This window comes from Flavobacterium sp. 123 (assembly GCF_003634825.1).
Lineage (GTDB): Bacteria > Bacteroidota > Bacteroidia > Flavobacteriales > Flavobacteriaceae > Flavobacterium.
Map to the genome: position 1 here is coordinate 2,755,693 of NZ_RBXD01000001.1, position 12,883 is coordinate 2,768,575.

The window sequence follows — 12,883 nt, forward strand, 5'->3', positions numbered from 1 at the left end:
ACTTTTTAATAATGAAATATCTATTTCTTTTTATTTCTGTATTTACATTTGCTCAACAAACAAAATTTGTTGATTTCAAAAATGCAAGTGCGCAAATTACAATTAGTCCTGAAGATAAAAAGGTTTCCGGAAGTGGGAGCTATTGTTTCGATGTTTTAAAACCAATTGACACCATCAAAATTGACGCTCAAAACATCGAATTTGATGAAATTTATTTAAATGAAAAAAAAGTAAACTTCATTAATAATGGTAAATATTTAGCTATAATTTATCCTTTTAAAAAAAGCAAAAAAAATAACATATCATTTAATTATAGCGTAAAACCTAAGCTAGCTTTGTATTTTATTGGGAGTAAAGAAAAAGATAATTTACAAATTTGGACACAAGGACAAGGAAAATACACCAGCCATTGGTTTCCAAGCTTTGATGATGTAAATGAAAAAGTAATCTTCAATATGACGGTTGTTTTTGACTCAAAGTATACCGTAATTTCAAATGGAATTTTAAAAAATAAAGTCCAGAATAACAATATGACGTATTGGAATTACAACATGCAAAAGCCTATGAGTTCTTATTTGTTGATGCTTGCCATTGGTAAATTTGATAAAAAAATAGTTTATTCTAATTCGGGAATTCCTTTAGAAATGTATTTTGAACCTAACGAAAAGGCAAAGTTTGAACCCACTTATAGAAATTCAAAACGAATGTTTGACTTTCTGAATACAGCAATAGGAGTGAAGTATCCTTGGCAAATTTACAAGCAAGTACCCGTTCGGGATTTTTTATATGCCGGAATGGAAAACACTAGCGCAACTCTGTTTACCACTCGTTATGTAGTTGATTCTTTAGGCTTTGAAGATAGAAGCTACACGAATGTAAATGCACATGAATTAGCGCATCAGTGGTTTGGAAATTTAATTACTGCCGAAAGTGGAAAGCATCATTGGTTACAAGAAGGTTTTGCAACGTATTATGCTTTATTAGCTGAAAAAGAAATTTATGGGGAAGATTATTTTTATTCCAAATTATATGAATATGCACAGCAATTAAAATTTGCGGCTAGAACAGATACTATTCCTGTTTTGAATGCGAAAGCCAGTTCCTTGAGTTTTTATCAAAAAGGAGCTTGGGCATTATTTGTTTTGGATGAAGAAATTGGTCATGAAACTTTTAGAAAAGCAGTAAAAAACTATTTGAAAAAATATTCTTTTCAAACAGTAAATACGGAAGATTTTTTTAATGAAATAAAGAAAGTTTCAAATTATGATTTGAAAGAATTTAGCAAAAATTGGCTTGAGTTAATCGATATTAATTCGCAACAAATCAATAGTTTATTAGGTAAAAATAAATCCATTCAACTGTTATTCGATATAGATAAAGTAAAGAATAAATCGATATCTGAAAAACAAGATTTTTTTGCAAAAACATTACAATCTAAAGTTCCCTCTTTTATAAAAGAAGCGATAGTGAACCAATTGAAAAATGAAAATTTTGAAGAAAAAGAGACACTTCTAAAGCTGGCACTTGGCACCAATGAAATACAAGTTCGCCAAGCGGTTGCAGCTACTTTAACAGAAATTCCAGAAAGTTTCAGACCATATTACGAAACCTTATTAAATGATAAATCATACCAAACCCAAGAAATAGCATTGTATAATTTGTGGAATAATTTTCCGGAAAATAGAAATGAATATCTAGTCAAATCAAAATCATGGATTGGATTCAATGATTATAATTTAAGGACATTGTGGTTGTCTTTAGCATTATCTACAGCAGATTATCCTGAAAACAAACAGGAATTAATAGCAGAATTGATTACCTATTCCTCTACTAATTTTGAAGCAACAACGCGACAAAATGCTTTAGAAAAACTTATAGGTTTTCATTTAATAAATGATACAGTTTTGATAAATTTAGTCAATGCTACAACGCACCATATGTGGCAGTTTTCAAAATTCGGAAGAGAAGCTATTCGGAAGTTATTAAAGGATCCAGAAATGAGAACTCAATTTGAAAACATTCTCTCAAACTTAAATGATTCAGAGAAATTTCAATTGAATCGCTTATTAAGAGAACAGTAAATAGTTTACCACAACTGACTAACTTCATTTTTGATAAAAGCTAAAGCAGCATTACTTGGCGATTGTTTTTCTAACAAATTATTCAAAAGTAATTCTCTAATTTGATCAGCATTATCAATGCCTTCAGTTCTATTTGCTTTTCGAATCATTTGAATAGTTGCATTCTTTGCAGTTGTTATAATGCTCCAACACTCATCTGAAATATAAATTTGTTGCGTTAAATTATGTTCAAATTCCTGCTCGATATGAGCAATAACTAAATTCTCATAATCATTTTTATCATTAGAAATAGGCGTTATGCGAATCAATAATTTTGTTAAACTGATGCGTTCTAAAAACAAAGTCATACGCTCATAAGCTTGTAAACGTAATGGTAAAGCCTCTTTATGTGTTTCTTTCTGTAGCAACCATCTTCGGGTATTTTGTTGGTCTTTAAAATAGGATTGAAATAAGTAATAAGCAACTGCACCTGTAACTATTGAAGGAATTGTATAGGCTAAAATTTCTATAATTTTTGTAGCATCCATTTTTTTAAATTTAAAGAAACAAAAATATACTTTTTGATTGTAATATTTATGTAGGAAACCTAATTTTGCCCGAGTAAATTCTTATTTTAAAAGACTCGCAATTGGAAACCTATATTTTGATTTTATTATGTTTGGCTGCTTTTGCTGCAGGATTTATAGACGCTGTTGTTGGAGGTGGTGGACTTATTCAAACTCCAGTAGGACTTATTTTGTTGCCTAATCTTCCTGTCGCAACAGTTATTGGTACATTAAAAGTTCCTGCTTTCAGTGGTACTTCATTTGCAGCCTTTCAGTATCTTAAAAAAGTAGATATGAATTGGAAATTATTGGCCATTATGATGGTTTTAGCATTTCCATCCGCTTTTTTGGGATCTACTTTATTGACTTATGTGAGTAATGATTTTATGAAACCATTATTACTTGTAGTACTCTCTTTTTTGGTTGTTTATACTTATGCCAAAAAAAATTTCGGTCAACATATTGAAAAAAATCTATCTTATAAAAAACAGCTTATAAATGCAATTTCTATCAGTTTTATCGTTGGTTTATACGATGGATTTATTGGTCCTGGAACTGGAAGTTTTTTAGTTGTGGCTTTCATTGCACTAATGGGTTTTGATTTTTTGCACGCTTCCGCAAATGCCAAAATGGTAAACTTAGCTACAAATTTTGGTTCTATATGCTTGTTTATGTTGAAAGGAAAAATCATTTGGGCAATTGCAATTCCAATGGCGGTCAGTAATGCATTCGGAGGTTTGCTAGGTGCTAAATTAGCGATTAATAAAGGAAATAGTTTTATTCGAATATTCTTTTTGGTCGTGGTTGTAGGGACTTTAATCCGTTTTGCTTACGATGTTTTTTTTAAATAATTTTTTTTAAACTATATATGTTTTCTAAGAGATTATAAGTTAAAATTGGTCTGTCATTTATTTGACTTTTTAGTTAAAAAAAGACCTTAAATGACCTTATATTTCTTACATGGTTTAATAAATGACGAATGGTTTTTTAGCTTCATTTAAAAGTACACTTTTACATCTTTAATTCTTATTTTTGCATACAATAATTTAAAAATTACATGCAGAAATATATAGATCAACTCAACGAAGCACAACGGGAACCAGTTCTACAAAAGGATGGTCCTATGATTATTATTGCAGGTGCTGGTTCTGGAAAAACACGTGTGTTGACCATTAGAATTGCTTATTTGATGAGTCAAGGAGTAGATTCATTTAGTATTTTATCGCTGACTTTTACTAATAAAGCAGCTCGTGAAATGAAAAACAGAATTGCTCAAATTGTTGGAGCAGGGGAAGCTAAGAATCTTTGGATGGGAACATTCCACTCTGTTTTTGCTCGTATTTTGCGTTCTGAAGCGGATCATTTGGGATATCCTTCAAATTTTACGATTTACGATTCTCAGGATTCTGTTCGATTAATTTCTTCTATTATTAAAGAAATGCAATTGGATCGTGATGTATATAAACCGAAACAAGTTCTAAGCCGAATTTCAAGTTATAAAAATAGTTTGATCACTGTAAAAGCCTATTTCAATAATCCTGAATTGCAGGAAGCGGATGCCATGTCCAAAAAACCACGATTAGGTGAAATCTATCAAAATTATGTAGATCGTTGTTTCAAAGCTGGCGCTATGGATTTTGATGATTTATTATTAAAAACGAATGAATTACTAACTCGTTTCCCTGAAGTTTTAGCTAAATATCAAAACAGATTTCGTTATATTCTGGTGGATGAGTACCAAGATACAAACCATTCCCAGTATCTTATTGTTCGAGCGCTATCCGATAAATTTCAAAATATATGTGTTGTAGGCGATGATGCCCAAAGTATTTATGCCTTCCGAGGAGCTAATATTAACAATATTCTAAATTTTCAGAAAGATTATGAAGGTGTAAAAACCTTTAGATTAGAGCAGAATTATCGTTCTACAAAAAATATTGTGGAAGCTGCCAATACCATAATCGATAAAAATAAAACGAAGCTTGATAAAATTGTTTGGACAGCAAATGATTTTGGTCCAAAGATAAAAGTGCATCGCAGTTTAACAGATGCCGAAGAAGGGCGTTTTGTAGCCAGTACCATTTTTGAACAAAAAATGCAAAACCAATTGCATAATGGTGCATTTGCCATTTTGTACCGAACCAATGCACAATCTCGAGCTATGGAAGATGCTTTGAGAAAAAGAGATATTCCATACCGAATTTATGGTGGTTTATCCTTTTATCAAAGAAAAGAAATCAAAGATGTTTTATGTTATTTGAGATTGGTTATTAATCCAAAAGATGAAGAAGCATTGATACGCGTAATCAATTACCCTGCGCGTGGTATAGGTGATACAACAGTCGAAAAACTTACTATTGCAGCCAATCATTACAAGCGTTCCATTTGGGAGGTAATGCAAAATATTGATAAAATTGACTTGAAACTAAATTCAGGAACTAAGCAAAAACTGACGGATTTTGTCACTATGATTCAGAGTTTTCAGGTTATTAATGAAAATCAAGATGCTTTTTATATTACAGATCATGTTTCTAAAAAAACAGGATTAGTTCAAGAATTAAAAAAAGATGCTACTCCAGAAGGAATGGCAAAAATTCAGAATATAGAAGAATTATTAAACGGTATCAAGGACTTTACTGAAGGGCAAAAAGAAATTGATGGCGCTCGTGGTGCATTATCAGAATTTATGGAAGATGTGGCCTTAGCTACGGATTTAGATAAAGATACTAGTGATGAAGATCGTGTGGCTTTAATGACTATACATTTAGCAAAAGGATTAGAATTTCCGCATGTATTTGTAGTAGGAATGGAAGAAGATTTGTTTCCAAGTGCTATGAGTATGAGTACGCGTTCTGAGCTTGAAGAAGAACGCCGTTTGTTTTATGTGGCATTAACACGCGCAGAGCATCAAGCGTATCTTACTTATGCACAATCTCGTTATCGTTGGGGAAAACTTACTGATAGTGAGCCTTCGCGATTTATCGAAGAAATTGATAGCCAATATCTAGAATATATAACTCCAATCGAATCCAATTACAGGTACAAGCCTATGATTGACAGTGATATTTTTGGAGATGTTGATAAATCAAAATTACGATTGGCAAAACCAGTTGCTGGTACACCGCCAAAATACATTACAGATAACGAACCCAAATCAGATATTAATCTTCGGAAATTAAAGCCTGTTTCTAGCAATAATTCCTCTTCTGGCAGTGCTAATTTATTTGATAATAAATTAATAGTTGGAAATATTGTTATGCATGAGCGTTTTGGTAAAGGAGAAATCATTAATTTAGAGGGAGCAGGAGCAGACAAAAAAGCTGAAATCCGTTTTGAAGTAGGCGGAATTAAAAAATTACTGCTGCGCTTTGCAAAATTGGATGTTATCGGATAAAAATCGGTTTCAAGTTTAAGGCTTAAAGTTGTCTTTCGGAAGCACTTTGAACTTTAGATATTTTAACTATAAACTAAAAATATGGCTCAATTTATAAAAATATACGAAGACAAACCTAATGAAGCGGCTATTGCCAAAGTGGTAAAGGTTCTAAAGGATGGAGGCTTGGTTATTTATCCAACCGATACCGTTTATGGTTTAGGCTGTGACATTACAAACACTAAAGCATTAGAACGAATTGCAAAAATAAAAGGGGTGAAGTTAGACAAAGCAAACTTTTCTTTTATATGTCATGATTTGAGCAATTTATCAGATTATGTTAAACAAATTGACACTGCAACTTTTAAAATTTTGAAGAGAGCGTTGCCAGGACCTTATACTTTCATTCTTCCAGGAAATGCTAATTTGCCAAAAGAATTTAAAAAGAAAACAACTGTTGGTATTCGTGTACCAGATAATTCAATTGCGCTGGAAATTGTTCGTCAATTAGGAAACCCTATCGTTTCAACATCCATTCATGATGACGATGATGTAATTGAATATACTACTGATCCAGAACTTATTTTTGAGAAATGGCAGAACCTTGTTGACATGGTTATTGATGGTGGTTATGGAGATAATATGGGATCTACAATCATAGATTTATCAGGTGATGAACCTATTGTTGTCAGAGAAGGTAAAGGAAGTTTAGATATTATTTAAGAAAGTATTGCGTAATAATCATAAAAAAACGTCTTGATTGCTCAAGACGTTTTTTATATAATTTAGTAACGAAATTACTATTGTTGTTTTTTCATTTCTTTTTCAACCATTTCATAAAATTGGTCAATTTTAGGCAATACAACAATACGGGTTCTTCTGTTACGCGCTCTATTTTCAGCAGAATCATTTGCTACTAAAGGTACATAAGAACTTCTACCAGCAGCAATTAATTGTGATGGTTTAACTCCTAATTGATTTGTCAACACACGAATTATTGAAGTAGAACGTTTTACACTCAAGTCCCAGTTGTCTAACAAAATTCCAGAACCATTGTAAGGAACGCTATCTGTATGACCTTCAACCATACATTCAAAATCAGGTTTGTCATTTACAACTTTAGCCACTTTAGCCAAAACTCCTTTAGCTTTATCTGTTACATCATAACTTCCTGTTTTAAACAATAGTTTGTCTGCAATAGAAATAAAAACTACTCCTTTTTCAACATTTATTTCAATATCTGGATCTGATAAACCAACAGCACTTTTTAAACTAGTAACAACTGCAAGTGTAACACTGTCTTTTTTAGTTAAAGCATCTTGCATTCTACTAATTTTCAAATCTTTTTCTTTAATAGATTCTAATGCTTTTTCAATATTTTCAGCTCCTTTAGTAGACAAGATTGTCATGTCTTTTGAAACATTTATTAAATTTTGATTGTGCTCTTTCAAAGAAGCAGCTGTAGCAGCAAGTCCTGCTTTTTCTTCTAAACAAGAATTTAGCTTAACAGTACAAGTATTCAATAAATCTTGAGTTTCTTTGTTTTTAGCTTCAAGTTCTGAATATTTCTTTTTAGAAACACAAGAAGTTAAAAGTGCTAAAACTGATAAAGCAATTACAATTTTTCTCATAAAAATTAATTTTAATTAAACGTGAATTACAAATTTAGGTTATTCTATTTTATTTGAATGTCAAAATATCCTTAAATATCATAACATTTTTTATAAAATATAAGTAAACGATACTTTTTACTGTATAGTATTTTTCAACTTGAAATACTTCTCTTTTATTATAATGAATAGTAAAAAGACTATAAAAGGACGCATGTGCTTTTAAAACAGCTAAAAAATGATTTGTTTTTCCTTTAAGTAAAAATTGAATTGCTGCAATTCCGTCTAGTATCATTCGTTGAAAAAGAATACTATAAATTTCTTTTTGCGGTAAGTTTTTAGTTAACATCAGTAATGAATTTCTAAAATTCAAAAATGTTTTCTTTGGATTACCTTGTTGCAATGTGGCCCCACCCACGTGATAAACCACTGATGCAGAATTATACATAATGGTATATCCTTTATTAATAGTGCGCCAACACAAATCAACTTCTTCTTGGTGGGCAAAAAAATCAGCATCAAAACCTTTTAATTCCTTATAAACGGAACTTCGTATAAAAAAACACGCACCCGAAGCCCAAAATATTTCGCTAGTATCATCGTATTGTCCATTATCTTTTTCCAAAGTTTCAAAAATACGACCACGACAATAGGGATAGCCATACTTATCAATGAATCCGCCAGCTGCACCTGCATATTCAAAGTATTCTTTACGTTTGTAATCCAAAATTTTAGGTTGGATAATAGCTGTTTTAGGTTCGTTTTCGAAAGTAGTAATGATAGGTTTTAGCCAATTTTCGGTTACTTCAATATCTGAATTTACCAAAGCAAAAAGATCAGCATCAACACTTTTTAAGGCTTCATTATACCCCCCTGCAAAACCCAAATTCAAGTCGTTTTTGATGATTTTAACTGTAGGAAAAAAAGTATTTACATAGGAAATAGAATTATCCGTTGAAGCATTATCAGCAACAAAAACGGTAGCATCCGGAGAATTTTTAACTACTGAAGGTAAAAATTGTTCTAATAATTGTACTCCATTCCAATTAAGGATAACAACTGCTACTTTCATTCAGATAAAGTTTTAGACATATAATTAGGTAATTCTGGTAGAAATTGATATTTCTCGTTTTCAAAATCCATCTGGCAAAAGTAATGATTCAAACCATTAGTCACCATTAAAAATTGTGATTGCATGGTCATATTATAGCGTGCAATTTGGTCAAAAGTAGATTGTGCTATTTTTATTTGAGGGGCTTTGCATTCAATTAGAATATAAATTGAACCATCTGGATTAAAGACAACAACATCATACCGTTTTCGTAATCCGTTGACTTTTAAAACTTTTTCAACATTTATTAATGATTTTGGGTATTTTTTTTCTTCCAAAAGAAATTGAACTACATGCTGACGAACCCATTCTTCTGGTGTGAGAATGATAAATTTTTTCCTGATTTCATCAAAAATAGACACTTTATTTTCGCTATTTTTGAGACGAAAAGAATAAGAAGAAAAATTCAGTTTTTGCATTTGACAAAAGTATAAAATAAGTTTAAAATTTAAAGTTTAAAGTTTCACACGATCCTACAAACTTTAGCCTTTAAACCTTAAACAAAAAATAATGGATGAAGTACTAAAAATTGTAAACGATATTAAAGGGGGAAACATCAAACCGATCTACTTTTTGATGGGAGAAGAGCCTTATTATATTGACAAACTATCTGACTATATTGAGCAAAATATATTATCTGAAGAAGAAAAAGGCTTTAATCAAACTGTTTTATATGGGCGTGATGTAACAATTGAAGATGTTGTTTCAACTGCTAAGCGCTATCCAATGATGGCAGATCGTCAAGTGGTAATTATTAAAGAAGCTCAAGAACTCTCCAGAACAATTGACAAAATTGAAAGTTATGTTGAGAATCCTTTGCCAAGTACCGTTTTAGTTTTTTGTTATAAATACAAAACTTTAGATAAACGTAAAAAAGTAACTAAGCTTTTGGGGCAAAAAGGTGTCGTTTTTGAAAGTAAAAAATTATACGAAAACCAAGTTGGAGATTGGATAAAAAGAGTTTTATCGGGAAAGAAATATGCCATTGAACCTAAAGCTTCTGCAATGTTAGTTGAGTTTTTAGGAACTGATTTGAGTAAAATAAATAATGAACTTGAAAAATTACAGATTATTTTACCCGTAGGAAGTACTATTACTCCCAAACATATTGAAGAAAATATAGGGTTTAGTAAAGATTATAATAATTTTGAATTGTTAAATGCACTTGGTTCGCGTAATCAATTGAAAGCATTCCAAATCGTTCAATATTTTTCGGATAATCCAAAAGCAAATCCTTTGGTAGTCACAACAAGTACAATCTTTGGTTTTTATATTAAAATATTAAAATACCACGGATTGAAAGATCGTAATCCTAAAAATGTAGCGACAGCTCTGGGTGTTAGCCCCTATTTTTTAAAGGATTATGATGTTGCACTAAAAAATTATCCAATGAAAAAAGTAAGTCAAATTGTAACTGCTTTGCGAGATATTGATGTGAAAAGTAAAGGAGTAGGAGCAAATGCGTTACCACAATCTGATTTATTAAGAGAAATGCTTTATAAAATATTTAATTAGCGTACAAAATTCCGATATTTGCACCTTTAAAATAAAATACCAAACGTATGGGAATGAATAAAAATACCATTTTAGGATGGGCAACATTGATAATGATTTTGATGGGATTATTGCTTATCGCATTAGGCGCTTTCAGATATGATGATGTTGCTGGCTGGGGGTTTGCAGCTGTAGGAGTTGGATTTCTTGCTAATGCATGGGTTTTTAGCTCTTTGAAAGGAAGAGTATAATTAGATTAATATTGAATTTTAAATTTTATTAAAAAATGGCTGACGATAAAAAAGTAATATTCTCAATGTCAAAATTGAGTAAAACGTATTCAAGTAGTAACAAACAAGTATTAAAAGACATTTATTTGAGTTTCTTTTATGGCGCTAAAATTGGTATTTTAGGTTTAAACGGCTCAGGAAAATCTTCTCTTTTGAAGATTATTGCTGGAGTTGATAAAAACTACCAAGGAGATGTTGTTTTTGCACCAGGTTATACGGTTGGATATTTAGAACAAGAACCTATTTTAGATGATTCTAAAACAGTAATTGAAATTGTAAAAGAAGGTGTTGCCGAAACTATGGCAGTATTAGAAGAATACAACAACATAAACGATTTATTTGGTCTTCCAGAAAACTATGAAGATGCCGATAAAATGGATAAGTTGATGGATCGTCAAGCTGCATTGCAGGACAAAATTGATGCTCTAGGTGCTTGGGAAATTGATACCAAATTAGAGATTGCAATGGATGCGCTACGAACTCCGGAAGGAGATACTCCTATCAAAAATTTATCAGGAGGTGAGCGTCGCCGAGTAGCTTTATGTCGTTTGTTATTGCAACAACCTGATGTATTATTGCTGGATGAGCCTACCAACCACTTAGATGCTGAATCGGTACTTTGGTTAGAACAACATTTAGCTCAATATGCTGGAACTGTAATTGCCGTTACTCACGATAGATATTTCTTAGATAATGTGGCAGGTTGGATTTTGGAATTGGATAGAGGAGAAGGTATTCCATGGAAAGGAAATTATTCTTCTTGGTTAGACCAAAAATCAAACCGTATGGCACAAGAAGAGAAAGTAGCTTCAAAACGTAGAAAAACCTTAGAACGCGAGTTGGATTGGGTTCGTCAAGGAGCTAAAGGACGTCAAACTAAACAAAAAGCACGTTTACAGAATTACGATAAATTATTGAATGAAGATCAAAAACAATTGGATGAGAATCTAGAAATCTACATTCCAAATGGTCCTCGTTTAGGAACTAATGTAATTGAAGCTAAAGGTGTTGCTAAAGCTTTTGGCGATAAATTATTATATGATAATTTGAATTTCACTTTGCCTCAGGCTGGAATTGTTGGTATTATTGGACCAAATGGCGCTGGTAAATCTACTATTTTCAGAATGATAATGGGAGAAGAGAAACCAGACGCAGGAGAGTTTTTAATTGGTGAAACCGTTAAAATCGCTTATGTTGATCAAGCGCATTCTAATATTAATCCAGACAAATCAATTTGGGAAAACTTCTGTGATGGTCAAGAATTAATCATGATGGGAGGTCGTCAAGTGAATTCTCGTGCTTATTTAAGTCGTTTTAACTTTGGTGGAAGTGACCAAAACAAAAAAGTTTCGATGCTTTCAGGAGGTGAAAGAAACCGTTTGCATTTAGCCATGACTTTGAAAGAAGAAGGCAACGTATTATTACTGGATGAGCCTACGAATGATTTGGATATTAATACGCTTAGAGCTTTAGAGGAAGGTTTGGAGAATTTTGCTGGTTGTGCAGTTGTAATTTCTCACGACAGATGGTTCTTAGACAGAATTTGTACGCATATTCTAGCTTTTGAAGGCAACTCTGAAGTGTATTATTTTGAAGGTGGTTTTTCTGATTATGAAGAAAACAAAAAGAAACGATTAGGTGGTGATTTGACTCCAAAACGTCTTAAATACAGAAAATTGATTAGAAGTTAATCTTTTCAATTTTATAAAAACAAAAAAGAGGATATTCATCAAATATCCTCTTTTTTTTTGAAATCTTATTTCTTCTTTTTATCAGAGTTCATCATCATAAATACGGCTGCTATTAAACCAATTATTACCAAACCAAAAACAACTATCATAATAAATGAGCCGTTCCCCCAAGAATATAGTGATAAATTTCTCATAATTAAGATTTTTAAGATTAATCAAATTTAACACTACTATTGTTGTTAAGATATGATAAATGTCATAATCCGCAATTTTTTTACAAAAATTTTAAATTTAATTCAGCTGTTGGTACAAAACAGGATTCTCTTTTTCCATACCATTTGTACCGATTACTAGCAACGTAATCATAAATATAATTTGCAACTGACTTTGGAAAAATTCCTAATAGCGTTCCAAGATAAAAAACACCGTTTAAATCCCTTGAAATTGCTATAGCTGCTTCAGATTTATAATAGTATGCAATTCCTGGTTGATAGAGAATTATACTATCAATATTCTTAGTGTCAATTCCAATGTGTTTTAAAATGTCTTGACCTAAATCAGATTGTAAGGCTACAAATCTGAAAACATCTTTTTTATCACGCTTAATTATAAATTGAACAGATGAATTGCACAAATTGCAAACACCATCAAAAAGAATGATTTTTTTGTTTTTAGGAAGATTGAGCAT

12 protein-coding genes are annotated in these 12,883 nt (G+C 31.6%); 7 read left to right on the forward strand and 5 right to left on the reverse strand.

Translation table 11 applies throughout. The features are described from left to right. Positions 1–11: 11 nt before the first annotated feature. Positions 12–2,081, forward strand: coding sequence for a M1 family metallopeptidase (locus C8C88_RS12110; RefSeq protein WP_121338370.1), 2,070 nt, complete (start codon positions 12–14; stop codon positions 2,079–2,081). Positions 2,082–2,086: 5 nt separating this feature from the next. Here the strand turns inward: C8C88_RS12110 and C8C88_RS12115 are convergent, their stop codons facing one another. Next, the gene (locus C8C88_RS12115) at positions 2,087–2,608 is read right to left on the reverse strand and encodes a hypothetical protein (RefSeq protein WP_121338371.1); all 522 of its coding nucleotides are present in this window, start codon (positions 2,606–2,608) and stop codon (positions 2,087–2,089) included. Between the two features lie 101 nt (positions 2,609–2,709). Here C8C88_RS12115 and C8C88_RS12120 point away from each other — a divergent pair, with 101 nt between their 5' ends. From C8C88_RS12120 to C8C88_RS12130, 3 genes are all read left to right on the forward strand, one after another. Further along, positions 2,710–3,477, forward strand: coding sequence for a TSUP family transporter (locus C8C88_RS12120; RefSeq protein ID WP_121338372.1), 768 nt, complete (start codon positions 2,710–2,712; stop codon positions 3,475–3,477). 206 nt (positions 3,478–3,683) lie between these two features. Continuing rightward, positions 3,684–6,020, forward strand: coding sequence for an ATP-dependent helicase (locus C8C88_RS12125; RefSeq protein WP_121338373.1), 2,337 nt, complete (start codon positions 3,684–3,686; stop codon positions 6,018–6,020). A gap of 81 nt (positions 6,021–6,101) precedes the next feature. Continuing rightward, positions 6,102–6,722, forward strand: a complete 621-nt coding sequence (locus C8C88_RS12130; RefSeq protein WP_121338374.1) for an L-threonylcarbamoyladenylate synthase — start codon at positions 6,102–6,104, stop codon at positions 6,720–6,722. 77 nt (positions 6,723–6,799) lie between these two features. Here the strand turns inward: C8C88_RS12130 and C8C88_RS12135 are convergent, their stop codons facing one another. The 3 genes from C8C88_RS12135 to C8C88_RS12145 are packed head-to-tail and all read right to left on the reverse strand — an operon-like array spanning position 6,800 to position 9,139. After that, a complete protein-coding gene (locus C8C88_RS12135) occupies positions 6,800–7,630 on the reverse strand; it encodes an OmpA family protein (protein ID WP_121338375.1) in 831 nt (276 codons plus the stop codon). Positions 7,631–7,679: 49 nt separating this feature from the next. After that, complete coding sequence (locus tag C8C88_RS12140) at positions 7,680–8,681, reverse strand: glycosyltransferase family 2 protein (RefSeq protein WP_121338376.1); 1,002 nt, start codon at positions 8,679–8,681, stop codon at positions 7,680–7,682. After that, positions 8,678–9,139 carry a type I restriction enzyme HsdR N-terminal domain-containing protein gene (locus C8C88_RS12145; RefSeq protein WP_121338377.1) on the reverse strand — a complete coding sequence of 154 codons (462 nt, stop codon included), beginning with the start codon at positions 9,137–9,139 and terminating at the stop codon, positions 8,678–8,680. Before C8C88_RS12145 ends, C8C88_RS12140 begins: the two co-directional genes overlap by 4 nt. A 91-nt stretch (positions 9,140–9,230) precedes the next feature. Between C8C88_RS12145 and holA the strand changes: the two genes are divergently transcribed. Genes holA through ettA form a run of 3 tightly spaced genes read left to right on the forward strand, consistent with a single transcriptional unit; the run spans position 9,231 to position 12,195 of the window. After that, the gene (gene holA / locus C8C88_RS12150) at positions 9,231–10,235 is read left to right on the forward strand and encodes a DNA polymerase III subunit delta (protein WP_121338378.1); all 1,005 of its coding nucleotides are present in this window, start codon (positions 9,231–9,233) and stop codon (positions 10,233–10,235) included. A 47-nt stretch (positions 10,236–10,282) separates the two neighbouring features. After that, complete coding sequence (locus C8C88_RS12155; protein ID WP_121338379.1) at positions 10,283–10,465, forward strand: CAL67264 family membrane protein; 183 nt, start codon at positions 10,283–10,285, stop codon at positions 10,463–10,465. A 35-nt stretch (positions 10,466–10,500) separates the two neighbouring features. Then, positions 10,501–12,195, forward strand: coding sequence for an energy-dependent translational throttle protein EttA (gene ettA, locus C8C88_RS12160; RefSeq protein ID WP_121338380.1), 1,695 nt, complete (start codon positions 10,501–10,503; stop codon positions 12,193–12,195). 274 nt (positions 12,196–12,469) lie between these two features. On the opposite strand, the gene C8C88_RS12170 is transcribed toward ettA, so the two are convergent. Beyond that, positions 12,470–12,883 carry a thiol-disulfide oxidoreductase DCC family protein gene (locus C8C88_RS12170; RefSeq protein ID WP_121338382.1) on the reverse strand — a complete coding sequence of 138 codons (414 nt, stop codon included), beginning with the start codon at positions 12,881–12,883 and terminating at the stop codon, positions 12,470–12,472.